Genomic DNA, 20,357 nt, shown 5'->3' on the forward strand with positions numbered 1-20,357 from the left:
CCGTTGGGCGGCGTGACCTCTCTCGGTAGTGTGTTCGCGCGTGTGCGGCGCTGGGCCCGCGCCCATCCTCTCGCCGCCGACGGTGTGCTCGCCGCAGGGGCCCTGGTCTGCATGGTCATCGGCTCGTTCGCCGAGCCGCACCGGGGTGACGGCGTGCCCTCCTTCGAGGCCCGCACCCCCACCACGCTCGGCCTCGTGCTCGTGGTGCTCGGTGCCGCCGCGCTGGTCTTCCGGCGCCGTGCGCCCATGCTCGTCCTCGTGGGCGCCGGTCTGCTGACCCTGATCGAACTGATCACGACCCAGCCGCCCGCCCCGGTGTTCATGTGCGCCGTCCTCGCGCTCTACACCGTCGCCGCCCGCACCGACCGCCCCACCACCTGGCGCGTCGGGTTCGCCACCATGAGCGTGCTCGCGGCGGTGGCGATGGGGCTCGGCCCCGGGCCCTGGTACTCGCAGGAGAACCTGGGGATCCTCGCCTGGACGGGGATGGCGGGCGCCGCGGGAGACGCCGTACGCAGCCGGCGTGCCTTCGTCGACGCCATCCGGGAGCGCGCCGAGCGCGCGGAACGCACCCGGGAGGAGGAGGCCCGTCGGCGGGTCGCCGAGGAGCGGCTGCGGATCGCCCGGGATCTGCACGATGTCGTCGCCCACCACATCGCGCTGGTCAATGTGCAGGCGGGCGTCGCCTCCCACGTCATGGACAAGCGGCCAGACCAGGCCAAGGAAGCCCTCGCCCACGTACGGCAGGCCAGCCGTTCCGCGCTCAACGAACTGCGCGCCACGGTCGGCCTGCTCCGGCAGTCCGGTGACCCGGCGGCCCCCACGGAACCGGCCCCGGGGCTCGCTCAGCTCGACGGGCTGCTCGACACGTTCCGCCACGCGGGCCTGCCCGTGCAGTTCGCGGCGAACGGCGCGTCGGACCCCGGGCGGGAACTGCCCGCCGCCGTCGACCTCGCCGCGTACCGGATCATCCAGGAGGCCCTGACCAATGTGCGCAAGCACGCGGGCGGGGGAGCGAAGGCCGAGGTCAGCGTCGTACGGGTGGGCCCCACCGTGGAGATCACCGTCCTGGACGACGGTACGGGCAACGCCGCCGCCGGGGACGCGACGGCGGCGGACGGCGACAGCGGCGGGCACGGCCTCATCGGCATGCGCGAGCGCGTCACCGCCCTCGGAGGCACCCTCACCGCGGGACCCCGCTACGGCGGCGGCTTCCGTACCCAGGCGATACTGCCGGTCATGAACCGTACGGGAGAGAACGCGTGACGATCCGGGTACTGCTCGCCGACGACCAGGCACTGCTGCGCAGCGCGTTCCGCGTGCTGGTCGACTCCGAGCCCGACATGGAGGTCGTCGGTGAGGCCGCCGACGGCGCGCAGGCCGTCGCGCTCGCCCGCGCCACCCGACCCGACGTCGTCCTCATGGACATCCGGATGCCCGGTACGGACGGCCTCGCCGCCACCCGTACGATCAGCGCCGACCTGGAGCTGGCCGGCGTGCATGTCGTCATGCTGACCACCTTCGAGGTCGACGAGTACGTGGTGCAGTCGCTGCGCGCCGGAGCCTCCGGCTTCCTCGGCAAGGGCGCCGAGCCCGACGAACTGCTCAACGCCATCCGGATCGCCGCCGCGGGCGACGCCCTGCTGTCGCCCGCCGCGACCAAGGGCCTGATCGCCACCTTCCTCGCGCAGAGCGCCGGACGCCCGGAGGACCAGGAGACGGCGGCCCGCCACAGCGAGCGGCTGGCGGCCCTCACGGTGCGGGAGCGCGAGGTGCTCGTCCTCGTCGCGGGCGGCCACTCCAACGACGAGATCGGGGAGCGCCTCGAAGTCAGTCCGCTGACGGTCAAGACCCATGTGAACCGGGCGATGGCGAAACTCGGCGCCCGGGACCGTGCCCAACTTGTCGTCATCGCCTACGAATCGGGCCTTGTACGTCCAAGGGTGGAGTAGGACACCGGGTCCGACTACTCCAGGCGCGGTATGCGGGGCGTAAGGAAAGGCACCTTGGGGCGACGGATCCGGCTCTCGAATGGTTGATCGTATGGAGAGGGCCGTTGCCGTCCTCCGTCGGAGGCGTAGGCCGTGCCTCCACGGCCGGGCCGCACCGCCCGCCTGCCGCGTACACCACAGAAGAGAGACCCCATGTCCTGGCTGGCAAAATTCAGCCTCGCGCAAAGGGCCCTGATAGGGCTGATGTCTATCATCGCGCTGCTCTTCGGAGCGATCGCGATACCGCAGCTCAAGCAGCAGTTGCTGCCCTCCATCGAACTCCCGATGGTCTCGGTGCTCGCTCCCTACCAGGGCGCCTCCCCCGATGTGGTCGAGAAGCAGGTCGTCGAACCGCTTGAGAACTCCATCAAGACCGTCGACGGGATCCAGACCGTCACCTCCACCGCCAGCGAGGGCAACGCCCTCGTCATGGCGAGCTTCGACTTCGGCGACAGCGGTACGAAGCAGCTCGTCGCCGACGTCCAGCAGGCCGTGAACCGCGCCAGGTCGCAGCTCCCGGCCACGGTCGACCCGCAGGTCATCGCCGGCTCGACGGACGACATCCCGACCGTCGTCCTCGCCGTCACCTCCGACAAGGACCAGCAGGCGCTGGCCGACCAGCTCGACCGCTCCGTCGTCCCGGCCCTCCAGGACATCGAGGGCACCGGCCAGGTCACCGTCGACGGCGTCAGGGACCTCCAGGTCTCCGTCACGCCCGACGACAGGAAGCTCGCCGCGGCGGGCCTCAACGCCATGTCGCTCTCCGAGGCCCTCAAGGCGGGCGGCGCGACGATGCCCGCGGGCTCCTTCACCGAGGACGGCAAGAGCCGTACGGTGCAGGTCGGCGGCGGCTACACCTCCCTCAAGCAGATCGAGGACCTGCGGATCGCACCCGCCGCGGGCGCGGCCGGCGGCTCCGGCGGCGCGGGTACGGCACCGTCCCCGGTACGCCTCGGTGACATCGCCGAGGTCGAGCAGACCCAGTCCGCCGCGACCGCGCTGACCCGTACGAACGGCAAGCCCAGCCTCGCGGTAGCCGTCACGATGGACAAGGACGGCAGCGCCGTCGCCATCTCGGACGCGGTCAAGGAGAAGCTGCCCGACCTCCGCAAGGACCTCGGCGCCGGCGCCACCCTCACCGTCGTCACCGACCAGGGCCCCGAGGTCTCCAAGTCCATCTCGGGCCTGACCACCGAGGGCGCGCTCGGCCTGCTCTTCGCGGTCCTCGTGATCCTGGTCTTCCTCGCGTCGCTGCGCTCCACCATCGTCACCGCGGTCTCCATCCCGCTGTCGATCGTCCTCGCGCTGATCGTGCTGTGGACGCGTGACCTGTCGCTCAACATGCTCACCCTCGGCGCGCTGACCATCGCGATCGGCCGCGTCGTCGACGACTCGATCGTCGTCCTGGAGAACATCAAGCGCCACCTCGGCTACGGCGAGGAGCGCGAGAAGGCGATCCTCACCGCGGTCCGCGAGGTCGCGGGCGCGGTCACCGCCTCCACGCTCACCACCGTCGCGGTGTTCCTGCCGATCGGCCTCGTGGGCGGCATGGTCGGTGAGTTGTTCAGCTCGTTCTCGCTCACCGTGTCCGCGGCCCTGATCGCCTCGCTGATCGTCTCGCTCACCGTGGTCCCGGTGCTCTCGTACTGGTTCCTCAAGCCGCCGAAGGAGATCGTCGGGGTCGGCCCCGACGAGGCGCGCCGCCTGGCGGAGGAGAAGGAGACCAGCAGCAGGCTCCAGCGGCTGTACGTCCCGGTCCTCCGGTTCGCGACCCGGCGCCGGATCGCCAGCCTGGGCATCGCGGTCGTCGTCCTGCTCGCCACGTTCGGCATGGCGCCGCTGCTCAAGACCAACTTCTTCGACCAGGGCGAGCAGGAAGTCCTCTCCATCAAGCAGGAGTTGGCGCCGGGCACCAGCCTGGAGACGGCCGACGCCGCGGCGAAGAAGGTCGAGAAGGTTCTCGCCGGCTCGGACGAGGTCAAGGACTACCAGGTCACCGTCGGTTCGTCCGGCTTCATGGCGGCCTTCGGCGGCGGTACGGGCGCCAACCAGGCGTCGTACCAGGTGACCCTGAAGGACGCGGCGACGTCCGAGCGGACCACGGAGCACCTGGAGAAGGAGCTGGCCCAGCTCGACTCCATCGGCACCACGACGATCGGCGCGGGCGGTGGCTTCGGCGACCAGAACCTGAGCGTCGTGGTCAAGGCGTCCGAGGCGGACACCCTCAACAAGGCGGCGGAGCGGGTACGGGACGCGGTCGCCGGTCTCGACGACGTCACCGACGTCGAGAGCGACCTGGCGCAGAGCATCCCCCGTATCTCGGTCAAGGCCAACTCGAAGGCGGCCGAAGCCGGTTTCAGCGACACCACGCTCGGTGCGGCCGTCGGCCAGGCCGTACGCGGCACCCCGTCCGGCACGGCGATGCTGGACGACAGTGAGCGCGATGTCGTCGTCACCTCCGACAAGCCCGCCACGACGATCGCCGAGCTGAAGAACCTGCCGCTCGGCCCGGTGAAGCTCGGTCAGATCGCCGATGTCGAGCTGGTCCCCGGGCCGGTCTCGATGACCCGGATCGACGGCGCGCGCGCCGCGACGATCACCGCGCGGCCGGTCGGTGACAACACGGGAGCGGTCAGCACCGAACTCCAGACGAAGATCAACGCCCTGGACCTGCCCGAGGGCGCCACCGCCACCATCGGCGGCGTCTCGGCGGACCAGGACGACGCGTTCCTGAAGCTTGGCCTGGCCATGCTCGCGGCCATCGCGATCGTGTTCATGCTCCTGGTGGCGACCTTCCGGTCGCTGATCCAGCCGCTGATCCTGCTGGTCTCCGTCCCGTTCGCGGCGACGGGCGCGATCGGGCTGCTGATCGTGACGGGTACGCCGCTGGGCATCCCGGCGATGATCGGCATGCTGATGCTGATCGGCATCGTGGTGACCAACGCGATCGTCCTGATCGACCTGATCAACCAGTACCGCGACCAGGGCCTGGGTGTCGTGGAAGCGGTCATCGAGGGCGGCCGTCACCGGCTCCGCCCGATCCTGATGACGGCCCTGGCCACGATCTTCGCGCTGATCCCGATGGCCCTCGGTGTCACGGGCGAGGGCGGCTTCATCGGCCAGCCGCTCGCGGTGGTCGTGATCGGCGGCCTGCTGTCGTCGACGCTGCTGACGCTGCTGCTGGTGCCGACGCTGTACGCGATGGTGGAACTCCGCAAGGAGCGCCGCGCGAAGAAGAAGGCCGCGAAGCGGGCCCCGAACGAGAACCCGCCCGCCTCTGAGGACGCGGACGCGGAGCACACCCCGGAGCCGGCGAACGCCTGACCCCGATCGGGTGGGAGTGCCCCGGAGCGGCCGCGCACAGCGGTCCGCTCCGGGGCACTGTGCTGAGCGGACGGTCGGCGGGCTGATCTGGACTCCGCCCCTGTTGTCCTGCTGATTTCCCTGGGGGCCTGTCGTGGGTGAGCCACGGTATGCGGTCATCGCGAGCGACCTCATGTCCCGGCTCGCGGGCGGAGAGCGGGCCGTCGGCTCCCTGCTCCCGGCCGAACCCGAACTGGCCTCCTCGTGCAAGGTGCCGCGGGAGACCCCGCGCCGGGCCCTGCGGCAACTGGAGACGGGCGGTCCCGTCTCGCGCCACCCGGGGACGGGCACGCGGGTGGAACGGACCCGGCCGGTGGCCGCGTTTGGGTACGTACCCTCGGCGCCGCCCGCAGCAAGGAGCTCTGCGCCCCCGCCCGCTACCTCGGCAGCGCCCGGGCCATGACGCACGACGTGGTCGCACACCCGTCCGGGACGCTCGCCCGACAGAAGGACGCGGTGAACGCCACGGACGCGGCGGCGAACCGCGGGGCCCGTCCGCGGCGCGGCCGGCCGGGGCCTGATCCGTCATCACGCCGCACGGTGTGCCCTACTCGTTGCGGTACCGTCGAAGGAGCCCGCCGCCACCGGTGCGGGCGGAGCTCGCGGAACTGACGGAGCCTCACCGAGGAGGGGCCATGCCCGACGCGTACGAGAACCCGGCCGAGGAGAACCCCGCCGACATCGCACGCGCCCGCTACGCGCTCTACGTGGAGACCCTTCGGGCCCGGATGCCCGGCGAGCAGTTCGACCTGCTCATGGAGATCATCCGCATGTGGGCCGAAGCCGGGGGTGGCACCGTACGGCTGCACATGGACGGCCCCGAGCGGGAGTTGTTCACGCCGGAGCTCCAGCAGGAGTTCCTCAGCCTGATGGGTCTGATCGGCGCGACACAGCCCGGTCACGAGGACCGGGCCGACCACGTCGTCGCTCATCTCGGTGACGGCGAGCACACCAAGGGCGCCATGTCGCTGGTCCCCCCTGAGGTGGCCGCCGATCCGGCCAAACTGCGGGCCATGCGGGACAAGTTGGAGGCCCAGCAGGGCAGGCGTCGCAGCGACGAACGGACGGTCGAGGGCATCGCTCGTGCGAGTGGTATGTCCACGGCGGGCGACGGCGGCAAGGGCGACGGCGACACCGCTCCGTAAGAGGCCCGTCACCCGCCGCGCTCCGCACTCCGTGCCGCCAGGAGTGCCACCCCGCCGCACACCGCCATCCCCGCGAACGCCGGCACCGCCGACCCCGCCCCGCCCACACCCGCCAGCGGCGCCACCGCCGCGCCCACCGCGCTCTGCGCCGTACCCAGCAGGGCCGACCCGGTGCCCGCCGCGTCCGGGACGCGCGCGACCGCCAGCGACGCCGCGTTGGCCAGCACCAGCCCCAGGCCGCCGCAGAACACCGTCACCAGCGGCAGATACGTGGCGAGCGCCGGCGCCCCCGATCCGGCCGCCGCGAGCAGCGCCAGCGCCGCCGCCCACAGCGCCTGCAGACCACGCCGCACCAGCCGTTCCGGCGCGACCCGGCCCACCAGCCGCGCCGACGCGGCGCCGGAGAGCGCCATGACCACCGCGCCGCCCGAGAAGACCACGGACGAGACGCCGACACCCAGCCCCAGCACGTCCTGGAGCAGGAACGGTGACCCCGCGACGTAGCAGAACAGCGCGCCGAAGGCGAAGGAGAACGTCAGCGCGTAGCCGGTGTACGCGCGGTCGCCCGCCACCGTGCGTACCGTACGGAGCAACGCGCCGCGCCCGCCCGCCCGGCGCCGCTCCCGCGGCAGGGTCTCCGGTACGGCGACGGCCACGGCGGCCAGGGCCAGCAGCGACACCCCGGCCAGTACCCCGAACACCCCGCGCCAGCCGGCCGCGCCGATCACCGCGCCGCCCGCGAGCGGGGCGAGGACCGGCGCGAGGCCCGCCAGGGTCATCAGCACGCCCAGCAGCCGCGCCGCCGCCGCGCCCGAAGCGACGTCCGCGACCACGGCACGCCCGACGACGACCCCCGCGGCCCCGCTGAACCCGGCGGCCAGCCGGAGCGCGATCAGCGCGCCGAGCCCGGGGGCGAGGGCGCAGAGCGCGGTGGCCACGGTGCAGACCGCCGCGCCCGCGAGCAGCGGGGTCCGCCGTCCGTAACGGTCGGAGAGCGGGCCGAGCACGAGATGGCCGAGCGCCATGCCGACCAGGAACGCGGTGAGCGTGAGCTGTACGCCCGAGGCGTCCGTGCGCAGCTCGGCGGCCATCCGGGGAAAGGCCGGCAGATACATGTCGGTGGAGAGCGGACCGACGAAACAGAGCAGGACGAGTGCGGCGGTGAGCCGGTTTCGGGGCACGGTACGACGACCTCTGATGTCCGGAACGGAAAAGGGAGAAGAGAACCGGGACGAACAGGGGGATTGGTGTGGCCAACCGGCTGCCATGGCGGAGCGGGCGGGGATGACCCCCGGGGCTCGGAACACCTGGCCGGTGTGATCGCCACTCTGGAGCGGAGAACGGGACGGGCGGCGTACGGGGAGGGGGTCCTCCCCGTCTCCGTACGCCGCCCGCCCACGGCAGCGGCTCCGTTTACGGCTACCGCACCGCCTACGGCAGCGCCAGCATCCGCTCCAGCGCGAGCTGCGCGAACTCCGCCGTCTCCTTGTCGACCTGGATGCGGTTGACCTCGTTGCCCTCGGCCAGCGACTCCAGCGTCCACACCAGGTGCGGCAGGTCGATCCGGTTCATCGTGGAGCAGAAGCAGACCGTACGGTCGAGGAAGACGATCTCCTTGCCCTCCGGGGCGAAACGATTCGCCAGGCGCTGTACGAGGTTCAGCTCCGTACCGATCGCCCACTTCGAGCCGGCCGGGGCCGCCTCCAGCGCCTTGATGATGTACTCGGTCGAGCCGACGTGGTCCGCCGCCGCCACGACCTCGTGCTTGCACTCCGGGTGCACCAGCACGTTCACGCCGGGGATCCGCTCCCGTACGTCACGTACGGAGTCCAGCGAGAAGCGCCCGTGCACCGAGCAGTGGCCGCGCCACAGGATCATCTTGGCGTCCCGCAGCTCCTGCCGCGTGAGGCCGCCGTTCGGTTTGTGCGGGTTGTAGAGGACGCAGTCGTCGAGCGACAGCCCCAGGTCACGCACCGCCGTGTTGCGCCCCAGGTGCTGGTCGGGCAGGAAGAGCACCTGCTCGCCCTGTTCGAAGGCCCAGTTCAGCGCGCGCTCGGCGTTCGAGGAGGTGCAGATCGTGCCGCCGTGCCGGCCGGTGAACGCCTTGATGTCCGCCGAGGAGTTCATGTACGAGACGGGGACGACCCGCTCGGCTGTGCCCGCGTCGGTCAGCACGTCCCAGCACTCGGCGACCTGCTCCGCCGTCGCCATGTCCGCCATGGAGCAGCCCGCCGCGAGGTCCGGCAGGACGACCTTCTGGTCGTCGGTCGTCAGGATGTCCGCGGACTCGGCCATGAAGTGCACACCGCAGAAGACGATGTACTCGGCGGCCGGCCGCGCCGCCGCGTCCTTGGCGAGCTTGAAGGAGTCGCCGGTGACATCGGCGAACTGGATGACCTCGTCGCGCTGGTAGTGGTGGCCGAGGACGAACACCTTCTCCCCGAGCTTCTCCTTCGCCGCACGGGCGCGCGCCACCAGGTCCGGGTCGGACGGGGAGGGCAGGTCGCCGGGGCACTCCACGCCGCGCTCGCTGCGCGGGTCGGCCTCCCTGCCGAGCAGCAGCAGGGCGAGGGGGGTCGGCTGGACGCCGAGATCCTGGACGGCGAGATCCTGAACGGGCTGGGCCGTGGTCACGTCACGCACCCTTTCTTCTCAGCAGACGAGCCTTTTCGTCTCATTGACGCTATCTATCATAGCCGCTTCATGTCACGTTGACGATGGCCATAGCGTCGATGTGACGCATTCCGGCCCGGCGCCCGGTGTGCGAGCATGAAGGAGGGAAAGACACGCGCCGGCGCCCGGAATGAATCCGTGGCCGAGCAGGTTGCACTGTCGGCAAGCAGTCCGTACAACCCGGGAGAGAAGCAGATGTCCGTATCGGACGAGACCACCACCGTGAGCGACGGCATCCTCCTGTCCGACGCCGCCGCGGGCAAGGTGAAGGCACTGCTGGACCAGGAAGGCCGGGACGACCTCGCCCTGCGCGTCGCGGTCCAGCCCGGCGGCTGCTCCGGCCTCCGCTACCAGCTGTTCTTCGACGAGCGCTCCCTCGACGGCGATGTCGTCAAGGACTTCGACGGCGTCAAGGTCGTCACCGACCGGATGAGCGCCCCCTACCTGGGCGGCGCCTCGATCGACTTCGTCGACACGATCGAGAAGCAGGGCTTCACGATCGACAACCCGAACGCGACGGGCTCCTGCGCCTGCGGTGACTCCTTCAGCTAGGACTCACCCGCGGCAGCGGTCACGTACACGAAAGGCGGCGGCGCTCCCCTCCAGGGGAGCCCCGCCGCCTTGCGTGTACGTACGCGGCCCTTACCGATGTACGCGGTGGCCCTCACCGGCTCCGCGTGGCCTCAGTGGCGCGCGATCTTCTCGCCCGTCGTGGTCTCCACCACCTGCCGGTCGCCCAGCGGCTTGTCCAGCGTCACCTTGACGGACTGCTCCTTGGCCAGGGCGATGCAGACCCGCTCGGGGTCGGGGTCGGTGACGGTCAGCCGCACCTTCACGGCCGTGCCGCTCTCGTCCGCCGTCGCCGCGTACGTGCTGCACACGCCGCCCGTGAAGTGCACCGTCAGGGTCCGCCCGTCGGCCTCGTACGACGTGGCGCGCGGCGCCGGGGACGTGCCGGGCGCCTCCTCGTGCGCGGGCGGGGGCTTCGGTGCCGCCTTCTTCAGGAACTTCGGCGCGACGGCGGGGTGTGTGACCGTGTACGGCGCGGAGCCGTCACCCGGCGCCACCTCGAACAGCCAGGACGGTACGAGCGCCCCGCGTCCGTCCACCGACCGCATCGCGAGTCCGAAGACCGCCTTCGTGATCTCCACGGACTCCGGGGCCTTCTCTGCCGCCGCGCCGCTCTTCGTCGCGCACGGGAGCGCCGGCGGTACGTCGGCTCCCGTCGCCGCCCTGCTCTCGTCCAGCGGTACCGGCGTCGCGCAGCCGCCGATCCGGCCGGCGCCGGAGCCGGAACCGGCGCCCGAACCCGCGCCCCGCGCCGGCCTGTTCAGCGCCTTCAGCGCCTCCGCCGCGCTGATCACCGGATACGCGTCACTCCGCTCCGGGGTGGTGAGCTGCCCGTAACCGCCGGTCACCCGGCCGTCGGGGTCCACCTGGATAGCCGTCGACCAGCCGTACGTGGGCAGCCCGCCGATCACCGGGTCCGCGTTGACCACCCGGACCGCGCCCATGAGCCGGCTCGCGTCGATGTCCGCGTCGTCCTGGCGCAGCGCCTTCAGCACCGGTGCCGCGGCCTTCTTCGCCGCCGCCTCGCCGACCGCGCCGTCCTCGCTGCCCGGCGCGAAGGAGCCGCTGCCCGACGCGCCCGTTCCCGCGCCGCCGCCGCTCGGGCAGCTCCTGCCCTTGACGCAGTTGTCGCCGCCCGGCGCCGCGCCGAACTCCGCGAACGTCCACGCACCCGGCGCCTGCTTGGCGACCCGCAGCAGCGGGCCCGAGCCGTCCTTGTCCGTGCCGACCTTCCAGGACGCGCCGTCCGACCGGGGCGCGCCCGTCATCCCGAACGCCTTCGCCAGCCGGGCCACGTCCGCCGCGGGGACCGTGCCGCTCGTACGGTAGACGCGGGCGGTGTCCGGTCCCGCGGGCAGCTCGCCCGTGGCGCGGTAGACCACCCCGCGCGGATCCGGCTCACCGGGCGCGATGGCGGGCGGAGGGGCGTCCGCGGAGCCCGTACCAGGGCCCGGGCCCGGGTCCGCCGCGGTGGCGTCCAGCGCGAGCGGCGGCGGGTTCCCGTCGCCCGTACCGCCACCGCCCTCGCCGCTCGCGCCGCTTCCACCGCCGGAGTTGCCGAAGGCGCTCGTGGCGAAATACGCGCCCCCGCCTCCCGCGATCAGGACCGCCGTCGCCACCGCGGCGACGGCGAACGGTGAACGCCTTCCGCGCGGGCGGTCAGCGCCGTCGGCTGTGTTCTCGTCGGGCCGCTCCGTGCTGGTCACCACTGCGCTCCTTCGTCTCCGTGTGCCGTGCTCCGGCACCGGTGGGACGGAAGAGGGCGGCGTGTGGTTCCCCGGTGGAGCCGTCCGGGGCAGGAGTTACCCCGTTCGGGTGCGAACGCCCTATCCGGACATTCCATCGGGCCTTCTTCCGGGTGGCCGACATTGTTCCGGGCGGTCCGAACTGCGGCTTAGGGGAGAGTGCCGCGAACCGGTAGCGTGAACTGTCCACCGTTCTCCCTCATCAGGAGCGTTCACGCCGTGCGAATCGCAGTCACCGGCTCCATCGCCACCGACCATCTGATGACCTTCTCCGGCCGTTTCGCGGACCAGCTCGTCGCGGATCAGCTCCACACGGTCTCCCTCTCCTTCCTGGTCGACAACCTAGAGGTGCGCAGGGGCGGTGTCGGCGCGAACATCGCCTTCGGCATGGGTCAGCTCGGCACCGGCCCCATCCTGGTCGGCGCGGCCGGCCAGGACTTCGACGAGTACCGCGCCTGGCTCGACCGGCACGGCGTCGACACCGCCTCCGTACGGATCTCCGAGGTCCTGCACACCGCGCGCTTCGTCTGTACGACGGACGCCGACCACAATCAGCTCGGCTCCTTCTACGCGGGCGCCATGAGCGAGGCCCGCCAGATCGAGCTGAAGAAGGTCGCCGACCGCGTCGGCGGTCTCGACCTCGTCGTGATCGGCGCCGACGACCCGGAGGCCATGCTCCGGCACACCGAGGAGTGCCGTACGCGCTCCATCCCGTTCGGCGCGGACTTCTCGCAGCAGATCGCGCGCATGGAGGGCGAGGAGATCCGCACCCTCCTCGACGGCGCCACGTACCTCTTCTCCAACGAGTACGAGAAGGGGCTCATCGAGGCCAAGACGGGCTGGACCGACGCCGAGATCCTCTCCCGCGTCGGCCACCGCGTCACGACGCTCGGCAAGAACGGCGTCCGGATCGACCGCGTCGGCGAGGAGCCGATCCTCGTCGGCTGCCCGGAGGAGGAGGCGAAGGCCGACCCGACCGGCGTCGGCGACGCGTTCCGCGCCGGGTTCCTCTCCGGTCTCGTCTGGGGTGTCGGCCTGGAGCGCGCGGCGCAGGTCGGCTGCATGCTCGCCACCCTCGTCATCGAGACGGTCGGCACCCAGGAGTACACCCTGGCCAGGACGCGCTTCATGGAGCGCTTCACCAAGGCGTACGGCCACGACGCGGCGGCAGAGGTCCAGGCACACCTGGCGTAGGCGCACCTGGCCCGGGCGCACTTGGCCCAAGCACCCCCGGGCCTCACGACACCCGGCGGACCACATACGCGACACCGTGGTCCGCCGGCTGCTCACCCACGTACTCCTGCCCGCGCATCCCGCACCACGCCGGGATGTCCAGCCGCGCCGCCTCGTCGTCCGAGAGCACGGTCACCGTCCCGCCCACGGGCACCTCGCCGAACACCTTGGCCAGCTCGATGACCGGGATCGGACAGCGCCGCCCGAGCGCGTCCACCACCAGCGAGGCCCGCACGTCGGCCGGACCCGCTGTACGAGCCGGATCCGCCACCGGACCCGCCGTCTCACCCGCCGCGGCGTCCGGCTCCACGGCCCCACCCCCGCCGGACCCGGCCGGAGCCCCCAGCTTCTCCCGTACGCCGGAGACCACCCCCGGCAGCACCTCCAGGAACCGGTCCACCTCCGCCTCCGGCGTTCCCGAGGGCAGCGAGATCCGGACGTTTCCCTCCGACAACACGCCCATCGCGCGCAGCACATGGGACGGCGTCAGCGTGCTGCTCGTACAGGACGACCCCGAGGAGACCGAGAAGTCCGCCCGGTCCAGCTCGTGGAGCAGCGCCTCCCCGTCGACATAGAGACAGGAGAACGTCACGAGGTGCGGAAGCCGGCGCTCCGGATGCCCCACCACCTCCACATCGGGCACCAGCTCAGGCACCCGCGCCCTGATCCGGTCCACCAGCGCCCGCAGCCTGACCGCCTCGGCCGCCGCCTCCGCCCGCACCGCGCGCAGCGAGGCCGCCGCCGCCACGATCGCCGGAATGTTCTGGAAGCCGGGGGAGCGCCCCGACTCCCGCTCGTCGGCCGGGCCGCGCGGCGCGAACCTGACCCCCTTGCGCACGGCCAGCAGCCCCACGCCGGCCGGACCGCCCCACTTGTGGGCGCTCGCCGTCAGCAGCGACCAGGCGCCCTCCACCGGGCCCCAGCCCAGCGACTGCGCCGCGTCCACCAGCAGCGGGACGCCCCGGCTGCGGCACACCTCGGCGACCTCGGCCACCGGCTGCTCCGTACCCACCTCGTGGTTGGCGGACTGGAGGCAGGCCAGCGCCGTGTCCTCGCGCAGGGCGTCGGCGTACGTGTCGGGCATCACCGCCCCGAACCGGTCCACCGGCACCTCGGTCACCGCGCCGCCGGTCGCGGCCTCGTGGGCGGCGGCGGCGTGGAGCACCGAGGAGTGCTCGACGGCGGAGACCGTCACCCCGAGCCCGACCCGCCGCCGGCCCGCCAACACGCCCGACATCCCGGCGTGCACCGCATGTGTCCCCGAAGGAGTGAAGACGAGTTCGTCGGGGCGGCAGCCGACGGCCTCCGCCGCGGCCTCCCGGGCCGCGTCCAGCAGCAGTCCGGCTCGTCGCCCCTCGCGGTGGAGCCGGGCGGGGTCCGCCCACCCCTCGTCCAGGGAAGCCTGAAGGGCCTGCCGGGCCACGGGGTGCAGCGGGGCGGAGGATGCGGCGTCGAAGTAGGGCACGCCGCCACGCTAACGCGCCGCCGGAGGGGGCGTCAGAAGCGGAGCCGGGGCGGCCGTTCGAGGCGCGCGGGCGCCTCGGAATAGCACAGTCCACCCCTTCGAGGAGTCGGGCGGCGCGTTGGGCACCCTCCCCGCACACCCTGAAAACGCGTCCAGTAGGGTTTGGTCCGCATAAACATCCACACCCCCGCCCGCGTCAGGGTCGGCGACCGACCACGAGACGGCCGCAGCCGGTCGCGCGGGCGAGACTCTCGGGAAGGCGCTACGTGAGTCCCAACGGCTCCGACCGCTCGTCGCGGCGCCCGATGCGGCGGAAGCTGCCACAGGTGCTGACTGCGGGCCTGATCCTCGCGACCTCCACGGGTTGCACATACAAGGACTTCCCCCGCCTTGGAATGCCCACCCCGGTGACGGAGGAGGCTCCCCGGATCCTCTCCCTCTGGCAGGGCTCGTGGGCGGCAGCGCTCATCACGGGCGTACTGGTATGGGGACTGATCGTGTGGAGCGTCATCTTCCACCGGCGCAGCCGTACCAAGGTGGAGGTACCTCCGCAGACCCGGTACAACATGCCCATCGAGGCGCTGTACACCGTGGTCCCGCTCATCATCGTGTCGGTGCTCTTCTACTTCACCGCACGGGACGAGTCGAAGCTCCTCAGCCTTTCCGCGAAGCCGGCCCACACGGTCAACGTGGTCGGCTACCAGTGGAGCTGGGGCTTCAACTACATCGAGAACGTGGACGGCAACCCCGCCACGGGCAACGAGGTCCCCAAGGAGCTCGACGCCATCCCCAACCGGTTCACGAAGGACTTCCCCAAGGGTGCGGAGGGCGTCTACGACTACGGCGTCCCCGGCACGCGGAACCCGCAGACCAACAACCCGGGTCCGACGCTGTGGCTGCCCAAGGGCGAGAAGGTCCGGTTCATCCTGACCTCGCGTGACGTCATCCACTCCTTCTGGGTGGTGCCGTTCCTGATGAAGCAGGACGTCATCCCGGGGCACACCAACTCCTTCGAGGTCACCCCGAACCAGGAGGGCACCTTCCTCGGTAAGTGCGCCGAGCTCTGCGGTGTCGACCACTCGCGGATGCTCTTCAACGTCAAGGTGGTCTCTCCGGAGCGCTACCAGAAGCACCTGGAAGAGCTGGCCAAGAAGGGCCAGAACGGCTACATCCCGTCGGGCATCGCGCAGACGGATCCGGCCAGGAATGCGGAGACGAACAAACTGTGAGCATCCTCAACGAACCTCAGGGTGCCGCCGCAGCAGCAGAGGACTCGTACGAGAACGAGCTGCCGGTACGGCGCAAACAGCCGGGCAATGTGGTCGTGCGGTGGTTGACCACCACCGACCACAAGACGATCGGCACGATGTATCTGATCACGTCGTTCGCGTTCTTCTGCATCGGCGGGGTGATGGCGCTCTTCATGCGCGCCGAGCTGGCCCGCCCGGGTACGCAGATCATGTCGAACGAGCAGTTCAACCAGGCGTTCACGATGCACGGCACGATCATGCTGCTGATGTTCGCGACGCCTTTGTTCGCGGGTTTCGCGAACTGGATCATGCCGCTCCAGATCGGTGCGCCCGACGTGGCGTTCCCGCGGCTGAACATGTTCGCGTACTGGCTGTACCTCTTCGGTTCGCTGATCGCGGTGAGCGGTTTCATCACCCCGCAGGGTGCGGCTGACTTCGGGTGGTTCGCCTACTCCCCGCTGTCGGACGCCGTGCGTTCGCCGGGGATCGGTGCCGATCTGTGGATCATGGGTCTGGCGTTCTCCGGGTTCGGGACGATCCTGGGGTCGGTCAACTTCATCACCACGATCATCTGCATGCGGGCGCCGGGCATGACGATGTTCCGCATGCCGATCTTCACGTGGAACGTGCTGCTGACCGGTGTCCTGGTCCTGCTGGCGTTCCCGGTGCTGGCGGCGGCGCTCTTCGCGCTGGAGGCGGACCGCAAGTTCGGTGCGCATGTGTTCGACGCGGCCAACGGCGGGGCGTTGCTCTGGCAACACCTGTTCTGGTTCTTCGGGCATCCGGAGGTGTACATCATCGCCTTGCCGTTCTTCGGGATCGTCTCGGAAGTGATTCCGGTCTTCTCGCGGAAGCCGATGTTCGGTTACATCGGTCTGGTGGCGGCGACGATCTCCATCGCGGGTCTGTCGGTGACGGTGTGGGCGCACCACATGTACGTGACGGGCGGGGTACTGCTGCCGTTCTTCTCGTTCATGACGTTCCTCATCGCGGTGCCGACCGGCGTGAAGTTCTTCAACTGGATCGGCACGATGTGGAAGGGCTCGCTGTCCTTCGAGACACCGATGCTCTGGACGGTCGGCTTCCTGGTGACGTTCCTCTTCGGTGGACTCACCGGAGTGATCCTCGCCTCCCCGCCCATGGACTTCCACGTGTCGGACTCGTACTTCGTGGTGGCGCACTTCCACTACGTGGTGTTCGGGACGGTCGTGTTCGCGATGTTCGCGGGCTTCCACTTCTGGTGGCCCAAGTTCACCGGCAAGATGCTCGACGAGCGGCTCGGGAAGATCACTTTCTGGACACTGTTCATCGGCTTCCACGGCACCTTCCTCGTCCAGCACTGGCTGGGCGCCGAAGGTATGCCGCGCCGCTACGCGGACTACCTCGCCTCGGACGGTTTCACCGCGCTGAACACCATCTCCACGATCAGCTCGTTCGTGCTCGGTCTGTCGGTACTGCCGTTCTTCTACAACGTCTGGAAGACCGCCAAGTACGGCAAGAAGATCGAGGTCGACGACCCGTGGGGCTACGGTCGTTCACTCGAATGGGCGACTTCCTGCCCGCCGCCGCGGCACAACTTCCTCACGCTGCCGCGCATCCGCTCGGAATCCCCCGCGTTCGATCTGCACCACCCCGAGATCGCCGCACTCGACCAGCTTGAGAACGCCGGCCACGGGGCCGCGGCCGGCGCCCTCGCCGGTGGCAAGGAGGCCGGCAAGTGAAGATCCAAGGCAGGATGTTCATCTGGCTGAGCGTCTTCATCCTGGCCGTGGCCATCGTGTACGGCGTCTGGTCGAAGGAGCCGGTCGGTACGACGGCGCTGTTCCTGGCCTTCGGCCTGAGCGTGATGATCGGCTTCTACCTGGCCTTCACGGCCCGGCGGATGGACGCGCTGGCACAGGACAACAAGGAAGCCGACGTCGCGGACGAGTCCGGCGAGGTCGGGTTCTTCGCCCCGCACAGCTGGCAGCCGTTCTCGCTCGCCATCGGTGGCGCGCTGGCCTTCCTGGCCATCGCCATCGGCTGGTGGCTGCTGTACTTCTCCCTGCCGCTGATCCTGGTCGGCCTGTGGGGCTGGGTCTTCGAGTTCTACCGCGGTGAGAACCAGAACCAGTAACACGTACGGCGTACTCAGGGGGCCCGGCCTCTCCGACCAGGAGAGGCCGGGCCCCCCGTTTGCGTCACCCGTCGCGCTGCGGACGGAGAATCTCCTTAACGTGAGCACATGAACCACACGCCACGCCTGCGCGCCATCCTGAGCTGCACCGTACTGGTCGTGTCCCTCGGAGCGAGTGCGACCGCGTGCGGTGGCCCCGACTCCCACCCGCTCTCCGACAAGCCGTACGACGCCGACGGCCAGATCGTGTTCAGCGTCACCCCGGGCGGCAAGAAGGTGAACCCCGACAAGCCGCTCGAAGTGATCTCCAAGAACCGGGACGGCCACATCACGGACGTCACGGCCGTCGACGCGAGCGGCCACTACCTGGCGGGTGAACTCACCGCCGACGGGATGCGCTGGCACTCCACGGCCCCGCTGGCCGCCGGTGCCCGCTACACCGTCAGGGTCGCCACGGAGAACGCGGAGGGCAAGCCCGGCTCCCGGCGGCTCACCTTCGACACCGCGAAGGCGAAGAAGACCCTGGAGGTCGAGTTCGGCCCCGACGCGGGCACGTACGGCGTCGGCCAGCCGGTCACCGCCACCCTCAGCGAGCCCGTCAAGTCCAAGGCGGCCAGGGAAGTCATCGAACGCTCCCTGAAGGTGCGCTCCACGCCCGCGGCCGAGGACGGCACCTGGCACTGGGTGGACGACGAGACGATGCACTTCCGCCCCAAGGAGTACTGGCCCGCGAACAGCAAGATCACCGCCGTCAGCAACCTCGAAGGGGTGAAGATCGGGGACAAGCTGTACGGCAGCGCCACCAAGCCGCTGAAGCTCACCATCGGCGACAGGGTCGAGGCGATCACCGACGCCTCGGCGCACTCCATGACGATCTACCGCAACGGCGAGGAGATCAACAGCATCCCGGTGACCACCGGGAAGCCGGGCTTCTCCACCCGCAACGGCATCAAGGTCGTGCTCGGCAAGGAGTACTTCGTACGGATGCGCGGCTCCACCGTCGGCATCGGCGGCGGCGAGGGGTACGACCTGCCGGTCTACTGGGCGACCCGGGTCACCTGGAGCGGCGAGTACGTGCACGCGGCCCCGTGGTCCGTGGGCTCCCAGGGCGCGGCCAACGTCAGCCACGGCTGCACCGGCATGTCCACCGGCAACGCCGCGTGGTTCTTCGAGACCATCAAGGAGGGCGACATCGTCCAGGTCATCAACAGCGCCGGTGACTACATGGAGGACTTCGGCAACGGCTACGGCGACTGGAACGTGAGCTGGGACGACTGGCGCAAGGGCAGCATCCTCCAGGCCGGCACCAGGGAAGGCAGCTCACCCGCCGACCAGGCGCGGCTGCGCCCCGCGATCTAGGGTCTTTCGTTTGGATCTGGCCGCGTCAGCGGCTGATGTCGCTGCGGGCGCGTGAGCCCGGCAAGATCCAAACGAGAGGCACTAGGCTCCGAGAGGTCCTGGTGCCGGAGAGGCCCTGGCGCCCCACGGACGGCGGTCGCCGGGGCCTTTGAGCCCCGGGTCCGCCGTCCGGTGCGTGCGGGCCGGGCTCAGGCCTCCACGGAGAGCCTGGAGCGCAGCAGGGAGGCCAGGGCGTCCGCGAAGCCGACCGGTTCGACCGGGAGGGTCACCGCGGCGTCCGCGCGGCTCCAGGTGGCCAGCCAGGCGTCCTGCGGGCGGCCGATCAGCAGCAGCACGGGCGGGCAGTGGAAGATCTCGTCCTTGATCTGCCGGGAGACGCCCATCCCGCCCGCGGGGGCCGTCTCGCCGTCCAGCACGCAGACGTCGATCCCGCCGCGGTCCAGGTGCTCGATGACGGCGGGAAGGGTCGCGCACTCCACGAACGTGACCGGTGGGACATCGGCGGCCGGCCGCCGGCCCGCCGCCAGCCTGACCTGCTCGCGGGTGTTCGCGTCGTCGCTGTAGACCAGCACGGTGGCGGTCGGCTGCATTGTTCCTCCGTGACATCGGTGTCTGCGGGGGCTCCAGGGCTCCACGGCCCTGAACCGATGCGCGGATCGTACTCCGTCGGACACCGTGTCAGCACGGGTAAGGACAGGCCTTCGCTGGGCTGTTCGAGCTGGACACAGCCCATGGACACACCGAACGGCACCCCGGGAGTCAGCGCGGGATAAGCGACCGACATAATGTCGGTCGTGGCGACAGCAACGACAGTAGAAACCGGGCACGCGCACCCGTCGGTCAATCGGCCGAACCTCACCAGTGTCGGAACCATCATTTGGCTGAGTTCCGAGCTGATGTTCTTCGCGGCCCTCTTCGCGATGTACTTCACCCTGCGATCGGTGATGGGGGCTGAGTACTGGAAGGAAATGGCCCATGCCCTGAACGTGCCGTTCTCGACGGCGAACACGACGATCCTCGTGCTCTCCTCGCTCACCTGTCAGCTCGGCGTCTTCGCCGCCGAGCGCGGTGACGTGAAGAAGCTCCGAGCGTGGTTCGTGGTCACGTTCGTGATGGGCGCGATCTTCATCGGCGGCCAGGTCCTCGAGTACACCGAGCTGGTCAAGAAGGACGGCATCTCGCTCTCCTCCGACCCGTACGGCTCGGTGTTCTATCTGACCACCGGCTTCCACGGTCTGCACGTGACGGGGGGTCTGATCGCGTTCCTGTTCGTCCTGGGCAGGACCTACGCGGCCAAGAGGTTCACCCACGAGCAGGCAACCGCCGCCATCGTCGTGTCCTATTACTGGCACTTCGTCGATGTCGTCTGGATCGGCCTTTTCGCCACGATCTACTTGATCAAGTAGCGGGGCGCCGCGCCCGACGCGCGCCGCCCTACGCACACAGT

At 70.4% G+C, this 20,357-nt stretch carries 17 protein-coding genes; 12 read left to right on the top strand and 5 right to left on the bottom strand.

Annotation, left to right across the window (positions count from 1 at the left end):
* Positions 1-12: 12 nt before the first annotated feature.
* From ACFXPL_RS19815 to ACFXPL_RS19835, 5 genes are all read left to right on the top strand, one after another.
* Positions 13-1,266, top strand: a complete 1,254-nt coding sequence (locus tag ACFXPL_RS19815) for a sensor histidine kinase (RefSeq protein WP_384920778.1) — start codon at positions 13-15, stop codon at positions 1,264-1,266.
* Complete coding sequence (locus ACFXPL_RS19820; protein WP_384920781.1) at positions 1,263-1,952, top strand: response regulator; 690 nt, start codon at positions 1,263-1,265, stop codon at positions 1,950-1,952. The genes ACFXPL_RS19815 and ACFXPL_RS19820 overlap by 4 nt, the downstream gene beginning before the upstream one ends.
* A gap of 192 nt (positions 1,953-2,144) precedes the next feature.
* Positions 2,145-5,315 carry an efflux RND transporter permease subunit gene (locus ACFXPL_RS19825; protein WP_384920784.1) on the top strand — a complete coding sequence of 1,057 codons (3,171 nt, stop codon included), beginning with the start codon at positions 2,145-2,147 and terminating at the stop codon, positions 5,313-5,315.
* Positions 5,316-5,448: 133 nt separating this feature from the next.
* Positions 5,449-5,757, top strand: a complete 309-nt coding sequence (locus tag ACFXPL_RS19830) for a GntR family transcriptional regulator (protein WP_384920787.1) — start codon at positions 5,449-5,451, stop codon at positions 5,755-5,757.
* Positions 5,758-5,989: 232 nt separating this feature from the next.
* Entirely contained in the window at positions 5,990-6,499 is a 510-nt protein-coding gene (locus ACFXPL_RS19835; protein ID WP_384920790.1) for a hypothetical protein, read from the top strand.
* Between the two features lie 8 nt (positions 6,500-6,507).
* On the opposite strand, the gene ACFXPL_RS19840 is transcribed toward ACFXPL_RS19835, so the two are convergent.
* Positions 6,508-7,680, bottom strand: coding sequence for a Bcr/CflA family efflux MFS transporter (locus ACFXPL_RS19840; RefSeq protein ID WP_384920793.1), 1,173 nt, complete (start codon positions 7,678-7,680; stop codon positions 6,508-6,510).
* A gap of 250 nt (positions 7,681-7,930) precedes the next feature.
* The gene (nadA, locus tag ACFXPL_RS19845) at positions 7,931-9,142 is read right to left on the bottom strand and encodes a quinolinate synthase NadA (protein ID WP_384920796.1); all 1,212 of its coding nucleotides are present in this window, start codon (positions 9,140-9,142) and stop codon (positions 7,931-7,933) included.
* Positions 9,143-9,367: 225 nt separating this feature from the next.
* Here nadA and ACFXPL_RS19850 point away from each other — a divergent pair, with 225 nt between their 5' ends.
* Positions 9,368-9,724 (top strand): iron-sulfur cluster assembly accessory protein, encoded by a 357-nt coding sequence (locus tag ACFXPL_RS19850; protein ID WP_329826308.1) that lies wholly within the window; start codon positions 9,368-9,370, stop codon positions 9,722-9,724.
* Positions 9,725-9,855: 131 nt separating this feature from the next.
* Here ACFXPL_RS19850 and ACFXPL_RS19855 read toward each other — a convergent pair whose 3' ends face one another.
* On the bottom strand, positions 9,856-11,448 hold the full coding sequence (locus tag ACFXPL_RS19855) for a hypothetical protein (protein WP_384920799.1): 1,593 nt from the start codon (positions 11,446-11,448) through the stop codon (positions 9,856-9,858).
* A 258-nt stretch (positions 11,449-11,706) separates the two neighbouring features.
* Here ACFXPL_RS19855 and ACFXPL_RS19860 point away from each other — a divergent pair, with 258 nt between their 5' ends.
* Complete coding sequence (locus tag ACFXPL_RS19860) at positions 11,707-12,681, top strand: carbohydrate kinase family protein (protein WP_384920802.1); 975 nt, start codon at positions 11,707-11,709, stop codon at positions 12,679-12,681.
* Between the two features lie 43 nt (positions 12,682-12,724).
* Here the strand turns inward: ACFXPL_RS19860 and ACFXPL_RS19865 are convergent, their stop codons facing one another.
* Positions 12,725-14,185 carry a cysteine desulfurase/sulfurtransferase TusA family protein gene (locus ACFXPL_RS19865; protein WP_384920805.1) on the bottom strand — a complete coding sequence of 487 codons (1,461 nt, stop codon included), beginning with the start codon at positions 14,183-14,185 and terminating at the stop codon, positions 12,725-12,727.
* A gap of 266 nt (positions 14,186-14,451) precedes the next feature.
* Between ACFXPL_RS19865 and coxB the strand changes: the two genes are divergently transcribed.
* The 4 genes from coxB (at position 14,452) to ACFXPL_RS19885 (ending at position 18,910) form a co-directional block, all read left to right on the top strand.
* Positions 14,452-15,414 carry a cytochrome c oxidase subunit II gene (gene coxB / locus ACFXPL_RS19870; RefSeq protein ID WP_384920808.1) on the top strand — a complete coding sequence of 321 codons (963 nt, stop codon included), beginning with the start codon at positions 14,452-14,454 and terminating at the stop codon, positions 15,412-15,414.
* Positions 15,411-17,156 carry a cytochrome c oxidase subunit I gene (gene ctaD / locus ACFXPL_RS19875; RefSeq protein WP_384920811.1) on the top strand — a complete coding sequence of 582 codons (1,746 nt, stop codon included), beginning with the start codon at positions 15,411-15,413 and terminating at the stop codon, positions 17,154-17,156. Before coxB ends, ctaD begins: the two co-directional genes overlap by 4 nt.
* The gene (locus tag ACFXPL_RS19880) at positions 17,153-17,551 is read left to right on the top strand and encodes a cytochrome c oxidase subunit 4 (RefSeq protein ID WP_384920814.1); all 399 of its coding nucleotides are present in this window, start codon (positions 17,153-17,155) and stop codon (positions 17,549-17,551) included. The genes ctaD and ACFXPL_RS19880 overlap by 4 nt, the downstream gene beginning before the upstream one ends.
* A 108-nt stretch (positions 17,552-17,659) precedes the next feature.
* A complete protein-coding gene (locus tag ACFXPL_RS19885) occupies positions 17,660-18,910 on the top strand; it encodes an Ig-like domain-containing protein (protein ID WP_384920816.1) in 1,251 nt (416 codons plus the stop codon).
* 188 nt (positions 18,911-19,098) lie between these two features.
* On the opposite strand, the gene ACFXPL_RS19890 is transcribed toward ACFXPL_RS19885, so the two are convergent.
* Entirely contained in the window at positions 19,099-19,500 is a 402-nt protein-coding gene (locus tag ACFXPL_RS19890) for a hypothetical protein (RefSeq protein WP_384920819.1), read from the bottom strand.
* A 195-nt stretch (positions 19,501-19,695) separates the two neighbouring features.
* Here ACFXPL_RS19890 and ACFXPL_RS19895 point away from each other — a divergent pair, with 195 nt between their 5' ends.
* Positions 19,696-20,316 carry a heme-copper oxidase subunit III gene (locus ACFXPL_RS19895; RefSeq protein WP_384920822.1) on the top strand — a complete coding sequence of 207 codons (621 nt, stop codon included), beginning with the start codon at positions 19,696-19,698 and terminating at the stop codon, positions 20,314-20,316.
* Positions 20,317-20,357: the final 41 nt, after the last annotated feature.

The sequence above is a fragment of the Streptomyces sp. NPDC059092 genome, assembly GCF_042756365.1.
In the GTDB taxonomy this organism is placed as follows: Bacteria; Actinomycetota; Actinomycetes; order Streptomycetales; family Streptomycetaceae; genus Streptomyces.

Coding starts and splice junctions, on each gene's coding strand:
- ACFXPL_RS19895 (WP_384920822.1), top strand. CDS start 19,696: ATGTCGGTCGTGGCGACAGCAACGACAGTAGAAACCGGGCACGCGCAC.
- ACFXPL_RS19890 (WP_384920819.1), bottom strand. CDS start 19,500: ATGCAGCCGACCGCCACCGTGCTGGTCTACAGCGACGACGCGAACACC.
- ACFXPL_RS19850 (WP_329826308.1), top strand. CDS start 9,368: ATGTCCGTATCGGACGAGACCACCACCGTGAGCGACGGCATCCTCCTG.
- ACFXPL_RS19835 (WP_384920790.1), top strand. CDS start 5,990: ATGCCCGACGCGTACGAGAACCCGGCCGAGGAGAACCCCGCCGACATC.
- ACFXPL_RS19885 (WP_384920816.1), top strand. CDS start 17,660: ATGAACCACACGCCACGCCTGCGCGCCATCCTGAGCTGCACCGTACTG.
- ACFXPL_RS19825 (WP_384920784.1), top strand. CDS start 2,145: ATGTCCTGGCTGGCAAAATTCAGCCTCGCGCAAAGGGCCCTGATAGGG.